Source organism: Hymenobacter tenuis, from assembly GCF_054780495.1.
This window is the reverse complement of sequence record NZ_BAAGWF010000001.1, coordinates 2,204,554-2,222,042: the sequence shown is the minus strand read 5'-3', so window position 1 is coordinate 2,222,042 and position 17,489 is coordinate 2,204,554. Positions and strand designations below refer to the sequence as shown.

The window sequence follows — 17,489 nt, the reverse complement described above, 5'->3', positions numbered from 1 at the left end:
CGGCTAGCCTCGGCCAAGGTTATAACCGACTAGCGCGCCAGCCGGATGCCAGTAAACTGCCAGCGCTTATCGGCATGGAAGAAATTGCGGTACGTGGGGCGGATGTGGCTTTCTGGGGTGGCGCAGGAGCCGCCGCGCAACACCAGCTGGTTGAGCATAAACTTGCCGTTGTATTCGCCCAAGGCGCCCGGCGCCCGCTCGTAGCCGGGGTAAGGGTGGTAAGCAGAGTACGTCCATTCCCAAACGTCGCCGAGTAGTTGGTGGCAGCGGTCAGGGGCAGCAGCAGCAGGTAGCGGCTGCGGATCGTAGAGGCCACTTTCCAGGAAGGTGCCGGCAGCGGTGGTGGCATTGAAATGGCGGGCGGCAATTTCCCATTCCTGCTCAGTGGGCAGGCGGCCGCCGCGCCAATGGGCGTAGGCATCGGCTTCGTAAAAGCTCACGTGCGTTACGGGCGCGGCCATATCTACGGGCACCAAGCCATGATGCGTGAAGCGGTGCCAGCTGCCCTGTTGTAATACCCAATACAGCGGCGCCTCCCAGTTCTGCTGCTGCACTAGGTCCCAGCCTTCGCCCAACCAGTAGCGGAAGTCGCGGTAGCCACCGGCCTCCATAAACTCCAGGTATTCCGCGTTGGTTACTAGCCGGTTTTGCAGCTCAAAGTCGGCTACGTAGGTGTCGTGCGTCGCTTGTTCATTATCAAAGCAGAAGCCAGTGCCTTCATAGCCAATCCGGTACATGCCGCCCGGAACAGGCAGCCACGTAGCGGCCGGCGCTTGGTGGCTTACGGCCGGAGCCGGAGTTGGCTGGTAGGCCGGAGCTAGGGGGCTGGTGCTCAGAATGTACTTGATATCAGTGGCCAGCAGTTCTTGGTGTTGCTGCTCATGCTGCAAGCCTAGCTCTAAGAGCTGCTGAAAGCTCGGTGGTAACGTGTCCTGCAGTGCCAACAGCCGCGCCATGTGCTCATCTACGTACGTGCGGTAGGCATACACATCCTGAAGCGGCGGGCGCGAAAGCGTGCCCCGGTCGGCGCGGTTTACCCGCGAGCCCAGGGAGTTGTAGTAGGAGTTGAACAGGAAGGCGTAATCCGGATGAAAAACGGTATAGCCCGGCAGATGCTCGCGGAGCAGGAACGTCTCGAAAAACCACGTGGTATGGGCCAAATGCCACTTGGGCGGGCTCACATCAATCATGGGCTGCACCACAGTATCCTCCGGGAGCAATGGCCGGCACAAGGCCTCCGACTGCTGCCGCACGGCCTGAAAGCGGGCCAAGGCGGAGGCCGTTGGGTTGAGGAGAACAGCGGGGCTAGGAGTTGAAACCGAAGGCATAACGAAGGGTGCTGGCGTGGAAACGGAACACAATAGTAACGGCAAAGCTGGCGAGTAGTTTATAAGCAGCGCGTACTAACCTCATCAGTACGTGTTTGTCGTAACTGTCGAGTATTACTACTGACTAGCTGCTCCGTAGTAGTTGGTATTTTACTATATAAACCTAGTTTTTTCCTGCTTATAAATCGGGTTTAGAAATCTGGCGGCGTACATTCCTTACACATCTGAACGTAAGCATCACTCCCCTCAGACTTTATTGCCGAGCTATGAACACGAAATCAGCCAACCGCACCTCTGCCACCGAGCCAACCGTAACCAAGCGCCCCCGCGGCTTTGCTGCCATGGACCCCGCCACACAGCGCCGCATTGCCAGCGAAGGCGGCCGGGCCTCGCACGAGAGTGGCCGTGGCCACCGCTTCACGTCCGAGGAAGCCCGCGCGGCCGGCCGCAAAGGTGGCCAGGCCAGCCGCACCCGCACCAACGAGAGCCCTGCTGCCCAATAAGTAACGCCTAGGGCTTGCTGGCCAAAAACGTGTAAGTGGTTTGGCTGTTAGTACCGCGCCGCTCCTGCCCCTGAACTCGGGGCAAGAGCGGCGCTGGCGTTTAGGGCCGGTGCTTCAAGCGGCGGCCGCGTATATTGCCGGTCCACTCTCCGTATCTGCTCTGCCTGCGCCTGTCTATGCTTCAGCTTCGCCTTTCCCGTCGTGTTCTGCATTTCAACTTCCCGGCCCGCACTTCCCGCGGCGCCCTTACGGAACATGTAGCGCATTACCTGCACCTACACGACAGTGCCCAGCCACAGCTGGAGGGGTTGGGAGAGGCCGCACCCCTAGTAGGCCTGAGCCCTGACTCACGGGACGATTTTGAGCAAACACTGGAAGGGTTTGTGCGGGAGTTTAACCGGCGGCAGCTGCGAGAATTGCTGCCCGAAGAGGCCGCTGCCCTGGTTGGGCCCGAGTGGCCCGCCCTGCGGTTTGCCCTCGAAACAGCTGCCCTCGACTACCAAAATGGCGGGCGGCATCAGCTCTATGATAATGCATTCAGCCGCGGCGAGGCCGGCGTGCCCATCAACGGGCTGGTCTGGATGGGCGACGCGGCGTTTATGCGCCAGCAGATTGAAAAGAAGCTTGCGGAAGGGTACTCCTGCCTGAAGCTGAAAATTGGGGGCCTCGACTTTGCCTCGGAGTTGCAGCTGCTTCGCGAAATCAGGGCGGTGGCGGGCCCTGAGCGCCTCACGTTGCGCGTAGATGCCAACGGTGCCTTTGCCCCGGTCGAGGCCCTAGGAAAACTGGCCCAGCTGGCTGAGTTTGAGCTGCACTCTATTGAGCAACCCATTCAGGCGGGGCAGTGGGAGGCCATGGCCAACGTGTGCCAGCTTTCGCCAGTGCCCGTCGCTCTTGATGAGGAGCTTATTGGCATCACGAAACCTAGTGAGCAGGCACACATGCTGGATGAGGTAAAACCAGCCTACATCATTCTCAAGCCGACGCTGGTAGGTGGGCTAGGCGCCAGCCTGGAGTGGATTCGGCAGGCCGAAGAGCGGGGTATAGCGTGGTGGCTCACGTCTGCGCTGGAGTCCAATGTGGGCCTGAATGCCATTAGCCAGCTGGCGGGTTCCTTTGCGCAGCCCGGTTTCCCGCAGGGGCTAGGCACCGGCCAGCTCTACCACAATAACCTAGCGGCGCCCCTGCATATTCGGCAGGGCCAGCTGCACTACGACCCATCTGGTCAGTGGGAAGAGCCAGGCTAGAAATATTTCGCAACTAGTGCTCTATTCCGGCAGCCACCCGCTCTTAGAATTTCTATACTGAGCGGAACACTGAATGCAAATTTTGGTTAACTTACGAAGGACGCTTCGTTGTAGCCATGTTATTGCCCGCCAGGATCTTTTCGCCGTTTTTGGGCCGCGCCTGTGCGGGGTGGCTGGCCTTGATACTGCTCCTGACGCTAGCGGCGCCTGTGCTGGCTCAGCCCAATTTATTCCAGTTTCAGGACGCAAAAAAGCAGCGCATCAGTATGCCGTTCCTGATGCAGCGCAATCTGATTGTGATTGAAATTCGGCTGAACGGAAAAGGGCCGTACAATTTTCTGCTCGATACCGGAATCGGCAACTCATTGATAACGGACCCGCGGTTGCGAGAGGAAGTAGGGCTAGCCATAGGTGCCCGCTTTTTCGTGACCGGAGCCGGCAGCGAGGAAAACCCGCTGGAAGCCTACCAGGTCAGCAACGTAGCAGTTAAACTGACGGAAGGCATAAGTGCTCCCAACATGTCGTTCCTGATGCTTTCCAACGACGTACTGAACCTATCGGGTTTCGTAGGCATGCCTATTCATGGCCTGTTGGGGTCTGATGTGTTTCGCAGCTTTGTGGTGGAAGTTAGCCCCGAGCGGCAAGAGCTGACCTTTCATAACCCTACTACTTTCAAGGCGCCGCGCGGCCGCCGCTGGGTAACCCTGCCCCTGGATATGGAAGGCCGCAAATCGTACGTGACGGTGCCCGTGCAGGTAACCGATTCCTTGAAGCTGCCCCTGCGGCTGGTGCTGGATACCGGCGCCGGCCACGCCCTGTCTCTGGAGACTACCTCTGATCCTCGGCTGCAAGTGCCTAAGGCGCGGCTGCGCACCCAGTTAGGACGAGGTCTGAATGGCAGCATCAACGGGTATTTGGGCCGGGTAAAAGGCATGCAGTTGGGGCGCTACTGGGTGCCCACGCTGCTCTCGTCGTTTCCGGATGCTGCCGATGTGGCCCAGCGCGCCGATGCGCCCCGCAATGGCAACTTGGGTTTTGAGCTGCTCAAGCGCTTTGATATCGTTATCGACTACGCGCACAACCGGCTGATGCTGCGCCCCAACGTTACGTTTCACGACCCGTTTGAGCACGACATGTGCGGGTTTGATGTGCTGGCCAGCGGCCCCGACTATCATCGCTACCACATTCTGCGGGTAGAAGCCGGCAGCCCGGCGGCCCAGGGCGGGCTCCAGGTAGGGGATGAAATTCTGTCTGTCAACCTGATGCCCGCCGAGATAGTTACCCTTAACCAACTAACGCGCCTGCTGCACTCGGCTGATGGCAGGGCGCTGATTTTTGTGGTGCGCCGCGCCGAGTCCGGCGAATTATACACTACTACCATTCGCCTGAAGCGGCAGATCTAGCGGACTCAGTATAGTTAGGTTACCTCAAGTTTGGGGGCTAGGGTTCACTTTACGCCGAACCCAACGTAAAACCTGTATCTTGAATCCCGCCCTTTGGTTTTCGATCAGGAGCCTGCTCTCTCTCTATCCCGCCCACTCCCGTATGCCGCTGGTTTCTGCTTCATCATCTGCTGCCTTACCCCATATGCCACCCGCCCTTCAGGCAAATCAGCATATCTACTCCGAGCATTTTGATGAAAACTTCGTCGAGACCCTCGACCGGAATATTTTGCAGCTGCTGGACCGGGTGTGGTTTCGCTCCAAGCTAGTGGGTTTTGAGAACTACCCCCTGCGCAACAACCCCGAGCGGCCGCTGCTATTTGCCTCCAACCACTCGGGCATGGCCTTTCCCTGGGATGCTATTGTAGCCCTCTCGCACCTGTGGCGCTTTCTACCCGATTTAAGCCATCTGCCTAGGCCGCTTTCCGCGCCCATGCTCTCGCAGTCGGTGCTGATGAACCCGTTTCTGGTCAAGAACTTCTGGAAGAAAGCAGGGTGCGTAGATGCCACCACGCTCAACTTCGAGACGATGATGTACTACAACGACCACAACCTGATGCTGTACCCGGAGGGGGTGCCGGGCATCGGGAAGGGGTTTAACCGGAAGTACAAATTGCAGCGGCTGGCCACCAGCATCATCCGGCTGGGCATCCAGCACCGCACCGATATAATTCCGTTCTATACCATCAACGGCGAGTATCTCAACCCCTACACCTACAGTTTTGAGTGGATTAATCGGCTGAGCAAGAAAATCGGGATTCCGTTTCTGCCCATGGGGCCGGTGCTGCTGCTGGTGCTACTGCAGCCCTGGTTTTTCTACATGGCATTTCCGGCCAAGCTTACGTTTGTGCTGGGCACCCGCATTAAGCCCTACGAGCTCACCGATAAAACCACCGACGAGCTAACCCGCGCCGACTACGAGGCCCTTTCCAACCAAGTGCGCGAGCGAATGCAGGGCGAAATGGACCAGGCCGTGCAACAGTATGGCCAGGAGCCCTACCAATGGCGCGAGCTGTGGCAGCGCATCAAGGAAAACTGGCGCTATTTTCCGTTTTTCCTGCCTTGGGCCTGGCCGGCGCTATTTCAGGAGTTTGAGCGCCAGTACGTGCGCCACGGCCGCCGCGACTTCGACCTGGACCTGCGCAGCCCGGGTACGTATTGGCGCATGTTGTGGCGCAATCCGTTTACCCTCACCTTCTTTATTCCCGTATTAGGCTGGATACCTATTGCTATTCGGGGGTACAAAGGGCACCGACTTGGTAAAAAGCCTGCCTCGACTCCGGCGCAATAAACCTCTCTGTTGCCTATGGCAGCTGCCTGGCGCTTGTGCGGCAGCGCAACGGCCTAGCTTTCCGCTCCTGTTCTGCACTTCCCACCGCTTTTTTCATGCCCTCTACCCAGCATTTGCTTCTAAAGCAAATCCTTACTTCTGCCACTGGTCCGCTGGCTCGCAAGCGGCCACGCCTGCCGGCCATGCGACTGGCGTTTGAGCTTTTTTCCCTAGGTCAGTTGATGCCCTGGAACGTGTTTATGGAAGATGCTGACGTAGATGGCATGCCCGCCGAATGGATTCGGCCCGCTGAGGCTACTGCGGAGCGCGTTATTCTGTATCTGCACGGCGGCGGCTACGTATTGGGCTCCTTGAACACGCATCGGGCCCTAGTAGGCAGCTTGGCCCAGCGGTGCGGCGTTACGGCTCTGGCCATCAACTACCGCAAAGCCCCTGAGTATCCGTTTCCGGCCGCCCTGGAAGATGCGCTCCTGGCGTTCCATTGGCTGTTGCGGCACGGCTACGCGCCCAGCAACATCATCGTGGCCGGTGACTCGGCGGGCGGTGGCTTGGCCCTGTCGCTGCTGCTGGCCCTGCGCGAGCGGGGAGAGGCTCAGCCAGCCGCAGCCATCGGCCTTTCGCCCTGGACCGACCTAGTGTTGCCGACCAGCATGCTGCGCCGGGTGTGCCACGAGGAAAGCCAGGTGCTGGAGGCGCTGGAAATCCGCAGTTGGGGTCCACTATATGCTGCTGATACACCGTTGGCCCATCCACTGCTCTCACCGGTACAGGCCGAACTGCACAACCTGGCGCCATTGCTAATCCAGATTTCAGATGCCGAAGTGCTCGGCGACGATGTGCTGCTGTTTGCCAAAAAAGCCCGCGCCGCTGGCACTCCCGTTACGTTGCAGGTATTTGAGGGGCTAGTACATTGGTGGCACTTATTCTGGCGTTTTCTGCCCGAAGCTCGTACTGCCCTGGACCGAGTTGCCGACTTTACGAAAAACGTGTGGGCAACGCCCACTGCCTACGTAGTTTCAAGGGCTGCCTAAACTAATATCAGCCGTAAGCGTTTTGAAGAAAAAGGTATAGGCTATAAAAAATATACTCTCAGGTTCAACTATATAGCTGCCTTTTCGTAGGTTTGTTCAAAGTAGTCGGCTTGCATACTATTTGCTGCTGTGCGCGCTGGCTTTCCGTAGTATCCTCATCTAGTCTCACCCTTATTTCTAACCTCTCAGCCCCATGGAAGATCTGTTTAAAAAGTTCATCAATGCCGGCGTCGGCTTTGTGTCCCTGACCAACGAACGGGTTCAGGGCACCATCGACAAGCTGGTGAAGGAAAGCAAACTGTCGGAGCAGGAGGGTGCCAAGATTATGGACGACCTGAAGAAAAACACCGACGCCAAGCGCAAGGAGCTAGAAAAGCAGCTCCAGGGCCTCTCATCTAAGTTGATGAAAAGCGTAGGGGTAGCGCCGAATGCCGATGTGGAAGAACTGAAGCGCACTGTAAAAGGCAACGCGAAATCGAGCTCGTCGTCGGCAAGCTCGTCGGCTTCCGCCAAGGGTAGCGCTAGCTCCTCTAAAGCGGCAGGCTCCTCTTCGGCTAAGCCTGCAGCCGCTAAGGCCAGCGCTACCAAAGCGGCTAGCACTGCTAGCAAGTCTACGAAAGCTTCGGGCAGCACGGAAAGTAAAGCCAGCAAGACGGCCGCTAAAAAAGCCATTTCGCCCAACGACAATACGTCTAGCAGCGGCAGCCAGCTTTCCTAGGCCACATTGCGCTTGAAAGGCACCTAGTAAGCTGCCCCATCAAAACCCCGGTCCGCTCTGTGGCTGGGGTTTTTTGTATGCAGGACCCTAGTAACCGGCACCTAGCGCAACCCAGCCGATAACCTGCTAATTTGGCGTCAGGCTCAGCGGTTGCCATCGGCTTCTGAGTGTTCAATTCGTGCTTCATGTTTAAGAATACCATTTCCAACATTGCGCGCATCCGGCAGGTAGCTGAGGTGCTGATTCGCTACGGCTTTGAGGATGTAGTGACTAGCACGGCCCTGCGCCGGCTGGTGCCGCAGAGTCGGCGGCGCTCCTGGCAGCAGGGCGAGCAGCCGGTGTTCGAAACCACGCGCTGGCAACGGATTCGCATGATTATCGAGGAGCTGGGGCCTACGTTCATTAAACTGGCCCAGGCCCTGAGCAACCGTGCCGACTTGCTGCCCCAGCCGCTTATTGATGAGTTCGAGAAGCTGCAAAGCAATGTGCCGCCTTTCCCGGTAGCGCAGGCCCGCAAGATTATTGAGCGGGAACTGGGCCGGCCGTTGGAAGAAGTATTCACGGATTTCGAGGAAGTACCGCTGGGCTCGGCCAGCATTGGGCAGGTGCACGCGGCTCGGTTGCTGACCGGCGAAAGGGTAGTAGTGAAAGTGCAGCGCCCCGATGTGCAGGAAAAAGTACGCACCGACTTGAGCCTGCTGCACGAGCTAGTGCGCCTTACTGCTCCTTTCCTGCGTCGCCAGGGCCTGAGCAACCCCCAAGACATTGTGGATGCCTTTGAGCGCAGCATGATGAAGGAGCTCGACTACACCTCCGAGGCGCGGAGCATGGAACAGTTTCGGAAGCTGTATGAGAGCTACGAAACCTTCTACATCCCGAAGCCTTACCGGGAGTTGAGCACCAACCGCATCTTAGTAATTGAGTACGTGAGTGGCTGCAAAATCACGGATAAAGCGCAACTGCTGGCATGGGGCCTCAAGCCCGATAAAGTGGCCGAAACCGGCATGGATATCTACCTGACCCAGATATTCGAGTTTGGTGCCTTCCACGCTGATCCGCACCCTGGCAACGTGCTTGTGCGCCCCGATGGCACTATTGTGCTGATTGATTTCGGGATGGTAGGTCGACTGACCAAGCAGCAGAAGTACGCGTTTGCGGGCGTGTTCATTGGTATGGCGCGCCAAGATCCGCGCAGCATGGCCCTCAACTTCCGGCGGCTGGCCCTCACCTCCGAAATTCCCGACATGCGCGCCTTTGAGGCCGATCTGGCGCAACTGATTGAGGATTTCGCCTCGCTTGATGTCAAGGAAATGAGTATGTCGGATCTGGCTGATGCGCTACAGGGCATCATCTACCGCTACAAGCTGCAAGTGCCCGGCGCCGTCTTCCTGATTCTGCGGGCCCTCGTGATTCTGGAAGGCATTGGCAAAGTGCTGCACCCGTCCTTCAACACCTTTGAGTTTGTACGGCCCTACGGTGCCCGTATCATTGCCGAGCAGTACTCGGCCGAGAACATCCAAAGCGAAGCCCTCTATACCGGCACCCAACTCCTGGCCCTCGTCCAGACCCTGCCCACCGATGTGCGCCAGATCATGCGCAAAATCTCGCGTGGCGATTTGCGGCTGCGCGTAGAGCTCAGCGGCTACCACCTGCTCATGCGCAAAGCCGATCAGCTCGTGAGTCGCAGCATTCTGGCTGCCGTTGCTGTAGCCATGATTTTGTTCGCGGGCCTGAGCTTACTAGGCAAGTATCCGGCTTCCATGCCCTATCACCGAGGCCTGCCCATGGTGACGTGGTACAGCCTTAGCGTAGCTGCGTTTCTGCTTCTGATTCTGTTTATCCTAGGCACAAAGGAAGACCGGCGAAGAGAGTAGCAGTTTTCGATATATAGTAACTGAAGCAAGGTGCAAACACCTAGTACACTCAGCATATCTGGTCTGAAAGATATATTTTAAAGTCTTATATATTGGTTATTTATAGTTATGAATAATAGCGAGTTGAATGCTTTTATAGCTTGGTTGAAAAGTCTGATTTTATGAACGATTGGGGTTTGCTTGCTAGCTAAGAGCTATCAACTTGCTGCTGCCTTCCGGATAGTAGGGGGCTAGAAGTAACCGAACCCTTGTATGAAATCATTGAACCTTGGCCTAGTAGGCCGTTGGCTGACCGCAACCCTATTAAGCTGCTTGCAAGTGCCCGCCATGGCGCAATCAACGGAGGAGCAAGAGTCGTTTGAAACGCAAAAGCGCCTTACCGTAGGAGTAACCAAATTTGCGGAGGCCGGCAGTGCGCTTAAGTGTTTTATCCGCGACCAAGCTGCCCGGGTGCAGAAGCAGGAAGAAACTCCAGATCAACTCACAGCTGAGTTTGTCTTGCCAACCCGGGCGCTTTCTAGTCTCGATTCATTGACGGCCACGCTGGGCTACGTGCTCGAAAATAACCTCAATGTGCGTACGCTGGCTCCGCGCCTGCTTGAACTGCAAGCAGACGAGCAAACCGAAGCAGCCCAACTTAAGCGGGTAGAAACCCAACTCCTCAACACCAAACTGCCTCAGGACGAGCGCTCCACGTTGCAAAGCCAAGCGGAGCGCCACGAAACGCGGCTGCGGCAGTTGCGCCAACGCCAGCAGTTGCTAGCTAGCCATGAGGGCCAAGCCTACGTGACCCTCCGGCTTTATGATGAGGTTACGTTCCCGACCGGCAACCGGAAAGTGAGCTTCGTGAATATGCCTGGCGTAGAGTATAGCTACTTGCGCCTCGATAATCCTAAGCTGGGGCTCACTAGCTCAGCGTACCAGGGCTATGCCATCAAGTATCTGTTTACACGGGGCAAAAGCTATTTCAACTTAGGAGTGTATAAGCCTACCGAGAAAAACACCACCGATGCTGAGTTCGTGAATGAGCTGTTTCTGATCAATTTCGGTCAGGACTTTTACCCGCGCAACTTTGGCCGGGGCCGCCGCCGCTACCTAAATCTCTATACTAGCTACCAAGTGGGCGGCTTCATCCTGAACCGCAACAACGACAAGGCTAATGACTTTATCCCAAATCTGAACCTAGGCCTGGGAGTAGAGCTGCTCAAAACCCGCCACGTGCTGTTCGACACCAAAGCCAGCTACTTTGTGCCCCTCAACAGCCGCAGCCGCGACCTGCGTGGCCTACTAGGGCAGGCATCCTTCAACTTTGTGTTTTAGTGGATCCCTGCACGAGTAGAGCACCCTGCTAGCGCCTGCAGATCGGGTTAGAACACAACTCCGACATCCAGACGTATCGCCGTCTGTCGATATTCAATCATACGATCGATGCGAGCTTCTACTGACAACTCAGGCAAAGAGGAGCGTTTGATCAATACCCCTACACCGGCGGCGGCTCCCAAGCTTCCCCCATCAGGAGTTTTCAGAGGCGTTTTAGAAGGTGTAGTCCGGTTGGAATTCTGAAGAATATCTTCCGACCGGTGATTGAAGTTCATGCTGAACAAAGGCCCTACATTAACATAGGGTCGGATGCCGGTGCCATACCCCGTATAGCGTAGTAGAAGCGGTACTTGCAGCTGCGAGTACCGAAGCGAATAGGTACGGGTAGTGGTGTAAGGAGCATAACCATTGAAAACATCAACAGGTCCGTATCCACCAGCCGTAGCCATGTATACGGTTTCGAGCTGCATGGCCAAATGCCGTTTAGAGCTAAAGAGAAAGAAAAGCCCGGCATGATAGCTCAATAGGAACTCCTGTTGCTTTTGCGAAGGACCAATATCTGAGAACTCAAAGCGGGTAGTGTGCAGCCCTGCTTTAATACCAACCTGAAAATAATTGCCTCTGGGGTAGCTGATAGGTTTGCTGCTTTGCTGCGGATACCGACACTTGTTATATTCCTGTACCAGAGTAGTTACACCGAGTGGAGAGTAGCGGTAGCGCAGCTCAATGTTGCTTTGAGTAAAATCCAGACTAGGACAGTCAGAAAGAACTCGAATGTAGGCCAGACGAGGAGTAGCCGGGGCTACCTCAACTACGAACGCAGAGTCGTGAGGCTGGATATAGAAGCGGGTGCCACCATCCTTATGAGAGCCCGAATACAAGTTCACCGGCCCTTCGAGCAGCGGCACCATAAACTGCCGCGTGCCCCGGGCTTCGATTGGGTGGCTTACTAAAATAACGCCAGTCTTATCTCCATACGCCACTACCTGTTCGGGCCCGAACGTAGCAGCCGGCTGGTTTCTGCGCTTTAGTTGTAGTTGCTTTCCCGCCTTTTTGGTAACTACACGTCCACGAAGGGTATCGCCGGCGGTAGTGACTATGTAATCGTCAGTAATACCCTGAGCACTGGCGGCAACAGATAGTAGTGTCAGGGCAGCAAGTAGTAATTGTAATTTCATGAAAAAGTGATGGATTGATACGGGGTGCAGCGCATGCACCGGGAGGTACAGTAGACTGCTGCTATTCTATTCTTAGCTTCCCGAGATGGGTGCGTTAGCTATATTTCATGTACCCCTCAGGCGGCTAGGTTAGGGGAGCAAGAGCCAAAACTGCTTAGAAGGCTATCCCAACATCCAGCCGTAAAGCAGTATGGGTCGGGGTTATATCAATGTAATGATCGACTCTGGCCTCCACAGAAAGCTGCGGTAAACCCGGGCGCTGCACCAACATGCCCACGCCCCCGGTCAGGCCTACACTGTAAGCATTCGGAATTCGCAGAACACGGCGTGTAACAGCCGGCTTGTCTGAGTCTTGGTACACGTCTTCCGATTTACGGTTGAAGTTGTAAGTGTACAAGGGACCCGTGTTTAGATAGGGACGGAAGCTGCCGCTGCCTAACGTATAACGCACCAGCAAGGGTACCTGTAATTGAGAGTACTTGATGACCAAGGAGCGAGTAGTGGTATAATAGGCATTCCCATTATACACATTGAAAGGACCATACTCGCCGCGGATGGCCATATACATAGCTTCGAGTTGGAGCGAAAAACGGCTCTTATTGCTCACATTCATGAACACCCCTGTCTGGTAGCTTAAGGGGGTAGTATACAGGTCACGTGAGCGGGCCTCCGGAAAATTAAATCGGGTACCATGCACGCCTGCTTTCACCCCGAAATGCGTTTGCAATCCGCCCGGCTCTGGAATCAGTTGGCTGGTTTGCTGAGGGTAGCGGCAAGCGTTATAGTCGCGCACCAACCTGCTTAGGCCGTTGTAGTTGTACAGGTAGCGGCCTTCTATCTGGCTGTAGGCAAAATCGAGAGTAGGGCAGCCGGGTAGCACGCGCAGATAGGTAAGCCGCGCATTTGTAGGGACTACCTCTACTACATACGCGGAGTCTTTGGGCTGTAGAAAGAAGCGTTTCTCGCCTTTGGCATTCTCGCCCGAATACAAGCTTACCGGCCCCTTAATTAGTGGCGTAACGAATCGGAGTTCGCCCTGGAGGCTGCCTACTCGTTGGCTTACGCCTAGTTGGCCGTTGGCATCACCATAGCTAATTGCCTCAGCCGCAGTAAAATCAGCAAGTGGCTTGTCAGCACGACGAAGGTGAAGTGTCTGAACGGAGCGGCCGGTCATCACTACTCGGCCACGCAGGGTATCACCGGATATAGTTACCAGATAATCGGGGGTAAGCATGCGTTGGCCATGGGCTGCCAGGGAGGCAAGGCCCAGGGCTACCGTCAGAAAGCGGGATTTCATAAAAACGAGTAAAATTTATTCCAAACAGGGTGCTATAACAACACAAGAACAAACTGAGCATAGAAAAAGCCTGAGCGGTATAGCCCAGGCTTACTCTACGCTACAAAGAAACTGAATTTACTTCAGCTGCATATCATCAATAATGAGCTGGATTTTTTCGCCGGCTAGGCGGTCAGCTAGGTCGAAGTCAACGGCGGAAGCCAAGGGCTGGCGCACGCTAAAATAGAACTTGATTTTAGGCTCGGTGCCGCTGGGGCGGGCCGAGATTTTGCTGCCATCTTCCAGAATGAACTGAAGGACGTTCGAGCTTTCCAGGCCGGTTTCAGTTTCCAGGCCGGTGCGCATGTCCCGGATTTTACCCGTCTTGTAGTCGCGCAGTTCCACTACGGGTTGGCCGGCAATGGTAGCAGGCGGGGTGGCCCGCAGGCTGGCCATCATTTCCTGAATTTCCTCGGCGCCGCGCTGGCCTTTCTTGGTCAGCGAAATCAGGTGCTCCTTGTAGAAGCCATAGTCCAGGTACATCTGCACCATTTCCTGATATAAGGTGCGGCCGTGGTCTTTGGCAACGGCGGCCATTTCGGCTAGTACGGCGCAGGCCGAAATAGCGTCTTTGTCGCGCACAAAGTCGCCGATCATGTAGCCGTAGCTTTCCTCGCCGCCGCCAATGTAGTTTTCCTCGCCTTCCAAGTCGCGGATGATACCGGCAATGTATTTGAAGCCAGTAAGTGTCTGGTAGGCCTTCACGCCCTGATGGCGGGCAATATCACCGAGTACTTCGCTGGTAACAATGGTGTACACAATGAAGTCCTTCTCCGTCATCTTGCCAGCCAGTTTGCGGGCCGAAAGGAGGTAGTGGGTGAGCAGCGCGGCGGTTTGATTGCCATTTACTAGCACCCACTCACCGGCGTTGTCCTTTACGGCAATGCCTACGCGGTCCGAGTCGGGGTCGGTGGCAATAACGAGGTCGGCATCGAGGGCTTTGGCTTGGTCGAGGGCCATTTGCATGGCTACTTTTTCCTCCGGGTTTGGTGATAACACCGTGGGGAAGTTGCCATCGGGCGTAGCCTGCGCTTCCACAATGTGCACGTTGGTGAAGCCTAGCTGGGCCAGTGCTTTGGGTACCAGCGTAATGCCGGTGCCATGCAGCGGTGTGTACACAATCTTGAGGTCGTGCTGGCGCTGGATGGCGGCGGGGTTGATGCTGAGCTCCTTTACGCGGGCCAGGTAGGCCTCGTCCAGCTCGGTGCCAATCAGGCGAACGCGAGACTCATCGGCCTGGAATTTCACTTCACTCACCGACTGAATGGCTTCTACCTCCCGGATGATGTTCTTGTCGTGGGGGGCTACTACCTGCGCGCCATCGTTCCAGTATACTTTAAAGCCGTTGTACTCTTTGGGGTTGTGCGAAGCCGTAACCACACAGCCGCTCTGGCAGCCCAGATACCGAATGGCAAACGACAGCTCCGGCGTGGGACGCAGGGCATCGAACAGGAACACCGTAATGCCGTTAGCCGAAAAAATATCGGCGGCAATGCGCGCGAACTCCTTGCTGTTGTTGCGCGAATCATGGGCTACGGCCACCTTAATTTCTTGCCCCGGAAACTGCTGCAGCAGGTAGTTGCACAAGCCTTGCGTAGCCATGCCCAGCGTGTAGCGGTTCATGCGGTTAGAGCCCGCACCCATAATGCCGCGCAAGCCGCCGGTGCCAAACTCCAAGTTGCGATAAAAGGCATCTGATAGGAATTCCTCCTGATTCTGGGCTATCAGGTCGCGGATTTCGGCGTGGGTATTCGTGTCGTAGCTGTCGCTCAGCCAGGTCGTAATTTTCTCTTGGATGCTCGGCGTTAGGGCCATACTCAGGTAGGGTTTGGGTACTTGGGATTCTGAGAACGGGAGTAAAGAAAAGAGGTTTTCTTGTGTTCTGCCTACTTAAGTTGGTAAGTGTCCGAGATTGAGCACTTCCCGGGCCCAGCCCATGCGCAACGGTAGCAACAAGCCATGATGCTTGCGCAGCGCCATAGGGTTTAGAATGCGACTGGCTCTAGTAAAAAGACGCGAGGTGCGCCTTCACTAGGGCCAGTTGCATTCTAAACTGCAAGCTAACCTAGGCCAGCACCTGAATGACGGCTTCGGAGAAACGCTCCATTTCTTCCAGCTGCGGGCTACACTGCAGCAAGAACAGGTCAACGCCCACGGCTTCGAAGGCGGCAATGCGCTCGGCTACTTGGTCGGGGGTGCCGGTGAGGCCGGAGCGCAGGCCGCGGTTGGAAACCGAGTAATCCTGCAGGCTGACCTGGTTTTCGAGCTGGGTGCCGGCCAGCCACTGCTGGTAGTTTTTGTAGCCAGCCGCCGAGCCGTTTACGTTGGTAATGCGCTCCAGCTCTTTTTTCACTTCCTGCTCGGTGTTGCGCACGATAGAGTACGCCGCTACGCCAAACTTCATGGGTGGCAGGCCCAGCTTTTCGCGGCGCTGGCTCAGGTCCTGAATGCGGCGCCCGATGGCGGCGGGCTCGTCGCCGTGCATCACGTAGCCGTCGCACTGGGCCGCAATCAGGTTTTTGGCTGCTTCCGACTCACCGCCGGCATATAGGAACGGCCGTGGGCGCGACACCGGCTTGGGCTGCAGAATGGAGTCGGTGACCTTATAAAACTTGCCCTCGAAGGTGAAGTGGTCCTGCTTCCAAAGGTTGTCCACTACGTGTAGCCACTCGGCGGTGCGGGCGTAGCGGTCATCGTGCTGCTCAAAGTGTACGCCGTACTTTTTGGCCTCATCCTGCCACCACGACGACACCACGTTCAGGCTCAAGCGGCCGCCGCTGATGTGGTCGATGTTGGCCGCCTGCTTGGCCAGCAACGCCGGGGAATGGAACGTTGGCCGCACGGCCACCATGAGCTCTAGTTTCTTCGTAACGGCAGCCAGGGCGGCGGCCGTGCTCCAGGCATCCAGAGAAGGGGCTTCTTCGCCTTTGATGTCGTTGAGGTTTAGCTCGGCAATGAGGGAAAGGTCGTAGCCAAGGTCCTCACTGCGTTGGGCCAGCGTTTTCACGTAGTCCCAATCGGCGCGCATGTTTTCGTCCTCGACGTTGCGCAGCCACCCGCCAAAAACGGGCATCCAATATCCGTATCTCATGATGACCTAGTGAATAGAAGCCGGAACCGGCTGGTGAGAGGTTTGAGCCGCGGCAGTACCTAGCGAACCAGAAGCTGTTGCGGGCGCCAATTGCGTTTCCAGATAATCCACGAAGCGGGCGTAGGGGTCGAAGCCCACCACATTCACGGCGTCGGCCACGAAGTTGGAGAGGGCATTGATATCATAAAACAGCACGTCGCCGGTGCGGTCATCAATCAGGTACTCAATGCCGCCCACGTCAATTTTGGCGGCGGCCACAATGCGCTCCACAGCCTCTACTACCTCGGCTGGGGGCGTAAAGGCTTCCACCTGAATGCCTTTCTTGGGTGCTTCCGTGAGGCAAAACTCTGCCGACTGCTCCTCCGGAATCTGGCAGATTTCGGCGGGGCAGAGGTTGAAGCTTTCACCGGTAGTATACACCTTCATAGCGTACAGGAACTTGCCGTTCAGCGTCTCCACGCGGTGAATGTTGCCGCCGCGGGGCGTCACGTATTCCTGCACCAAGGCGGTTTGGTCGATGCCGAGGTCAATCTGGCCGGCTTCTACGGCGGCGCGTACGCCTTCCAGGGTATCGAAGCGAATGATGCCGGCGCCGCTACCCCCAATGTTCACCTTCACCACAATCGGAAACTGCAGCTGCTGGGCTGCGTCCGGAATGCGCGAAGCATGGTTCACGACGAAGGATTTGGGGTATTTCAGACCTAGGGAAGCAAACAGGGAAAGCTGGCGGGCTTTGTTGGTTTCAATGGCCGTAGCCGCCGAGCCGTTGATGATGCGTGTGCCGATGCGCTCAAGGTGCGTAGCGAAGCCTGCGGTGTGGAAAATGCCCTGCCCGTGGCCGCGCAGGTACGCCGAGGAGCTCATGCGGTTCACGACCAACGAGTAGCGGCTTTCAGTTTCGGAAGGATCGAAGAGGTGGTGCGCGGCGTCGATTTTCTCGTAGGGTAAGCCTCGACGGTCGAGCTCTGCAAACAAGGGTTTAAACCACTCGGGGTGTTCGTAATAGATGCCAATGGGCTTTACAGCGTGCGCCATGAGGAAAAAGTAAGAAGAGGTAGGTGGGGAAGAGGACGACACGGCAAGCCAGTATCGCCTGAGAAGGCCACGCAACAATGCGCAGCCCAGAAGAA

14 protein-coding genes are annotated in these 17,489 nt (G+C 56.5%); 8 read left to right on the top strand and 6 right to left on the bottom strand.

Annotated elements, in window-relative coordinates:
* Positions 1-29 precede the first annotated feature (29 nt).
* Positions 30-1,328 (bottom strand): ergothioneine biosynthesis protein EgtB, encoded by a 1,299-nt coding sequence (gene egtB, locus ACYVGU_RS09595; RefSeq protein ID WP_460621861.1) that lies wholly within the window; start codon positions 1,326-1,328, stop codon positions 30-32.
* A 266-nt stretch (positions 1,329-1,594) separates the two neighbouring features.
* On the opposite strand from egtB, the gene ACYVGU_RS09590 reads away from it, so the two are divergent.
* The 8 genes from ACYVGU_RS09590 (at position 1,595) to ACYVGU_RS09555 (ending at position 10,754) form a co-directional block, all read left to right on the top strand.
* Positions 1,595-1,831 carry a KGG domain-containing protein gene (locus ACYVGU_RS09590; RefSeq protein WP_460614608.1) on the top strand — a complete coding sequence of 79 codons (237 nt, stop codon included), beginning with the start codon at positions 1,595-1,597 and terminating at the stop codon, positions 1,829-1,831.
* 176 nt (positions 1,832-2,007) lie between these two features.
* Positions 2,008-3,078: an o-succinylbenzoate synthase gene (locus ACYVGU_RS09585; protein ID WP_460621860.1), complete on the top strand. Its 1,071-nt coding sequence runs from the start codon at positions 2,008-2,010 to the stop codon at positions 3,076-3,078.
* A gap of 116 nt (positions 3,079-3,194) precedes the next feature.
* The gene (locus ACYVGU_RS09580) at positions 3,195-4,481 is read left to right on the top strand and encodes an aspartyl protease family protein (protein WP_460621859.1); all 1,287 of its coding nucleotides are present in this window, start codon (positions 3,195-3,197) and stop codon (positions 4,479-4,481) included.
* 184 nt (positions 4,482-4,665) lie between these two features.
* A complete protein-coding gene (locus ACYVGU_RS09575) occupies positions 4,666-5,811 on the top strand; it encodes a lysophospholipid acyltransferase family protein (protein WP_460621858.1) in 1,146 nt (381 codons plus the stop codon).
* Positions 5,812-5,906: 95 nt separating this feature from the next.
* Positions 5,907-6,842: an alpha/beta hydrolase gene (locus ACYVGU_RS09570; RefSeq protein ID WP_460621857.1), complete on the top strand. Its 936-nt coding sequence runs from the start codon at positions 5,907-5,909 to the stop codon at positions 6,840-6,842.
* Between the two features lie 193 nt (positions 6,843-7,035).
* A complete protein-coding gene (locus ACYVGU_RS09565) occupies positions 7,036-7,560 on the top strand; it encodes a phasin family protein (RefSeq protein ID WP_460621856.1) in 525 nt (174 codons plus the stop codon).
* A 185-nt stretch (positions 7,561-7,745) separates the two neighbouring features.
* A complete protein-coding gene (locus ACYVGU_RS09560; RefSeq protein WP_460621855.1) occupies positions 7,746-9,434 on the top strand; it encodes an ABC1 kinase family protein in 1,689 nt (562 codons plus the stop codon).
* Between the two features lie 252 nt (positions 9,435-9,686).
* A complete protein-coding gene (locus tag ACYVGU_RS09555; protein ID WP_460621854.1) occupies positions 9,687-10,754 on the top strand; it encodes a hypothetical protein in 1,068 nt (355 codons plus the stop codon).
* A 47-nt stretch (positions 10,755-10,801) separates the two neighbouring features.
* On the opposite strand, the gene ACYVGU_RS09550 is transcribed toward ACYVGU_RS09555, so the two are convergent.
* The 5 genes from ACYVGU_RS09550 to ACYVGU_RS09530 form a co-directional block, all read right to left on the bottom strand.
* The gene (locus ACYVGU_RS09550; RefSeq protein WP_460621853.1) at positions 10,802-11,932 is read right to left on the bottom strand and encodes a porin family protein; all 1,131 of its coding nucleotides are present in this window, start codon (positions 11,930-11,932) and stop codon (positions 10,802-10,804) included.
* Positions 11,933-12,086: 154 nt separating this feature from the next.
* On the bottom strand, positions 12,087-13,229 hold the full coding sequence (locus ACYVGU_RS09545; RefSeq protein WP_460621852.1) for a porin family protein: 1,143 nt from the start codon (positions 13,227-13,229) through the stop codon (positions 12,087-12,089).
* 117 nt (positions 13,230-13,346) lie between these two features.
* Positions 13,347-15,083: a phospho-sugar mutase gene (locus tag ACYVGU_RS09540; RefSeq protein ID WP_460621851.1), complete on the bottom strand. Its 1,737-nt coding sequence runs from the start codon at positions 15,081-15,083 to the stop codon at positions 13,347-13,349.
* Positions 15,084-15,333: 250 nt separating this feature from the next.
* Positions 15,334-16,359 carry an LLM class flavin-dependent oxidoreductase gene (locus tag ACYVGU_RS09535; RefSeq protein ID WP_460614598.1) on the bottom strand — a complete coding sequence of 342 codons (1,026 nt, stop codon included), beginning with the start codon at positions 16,357-16,359 and terminating at the stop codon, positions 15,334-15,336.
* A gap of 6 nt (positions 16,360-16,365) precedes the next feature.
* A complete protein-coding gene (locus ACYVGU_RS09530; RefSeq protein WP_460621850.1) occupies positions 16,366-17,394 on the bottom strand; it encodes an ATP-grasp domain-containing protein in 1,029 nt (342 codons plus the stop codon).
* Between the last annotated feature and the right edge of the window lie 95 nt (positions 17,395-17,489).